Here is a 291-nt window from a genome sequence, read left to right on the forward strand (position 1 = left end):
GATGAACAGGTGAAGATCCGGGGGTACCGGATTGAGACAGGGGAAATTGTGCATGTTCTCCTGCAACACACGGACGTAAAGGAAGCAATAGTCGTTGCCCGGAGAAACGAAGCAGATGTTTACCTGTGTGCATACGTGGTGAGCCGTGGCGTATTTAATGCATCCGAGTTGCGCGCGTATTTGAAACGGAGTTTGCCTGAGTACATGGTACCGTCGTATCTGGTGGAAGTGGAGCAAATTCCACTGACGGCCAACGGGAAGGTAGACCGGAATGCGCTACCGGAGCCGCAA

General features: G+C 52.9%; 1 protein-coding gene. It reads left to right on the forward strand.

Features of this window, described 5'->3' with window-relative positions; translation table 11 throughout:
* Nucleotides 1–291 (forward strand): AMP-binding enzyme (locus tag FS818_RS28470; RefSeq protein ID WP_145336766.1); only part of this gene is annotated, 291 nt, incomplete at both ends.

This window comes from Paenibacillus xylanexedens (assembly GCF_007680605.1).
GTDB lineage: Bacteria > Bacillota > Bacilli > Paenibacillales > Paenibacillaceae > Paenibacillus > Paenibacillus xylanexedens_B.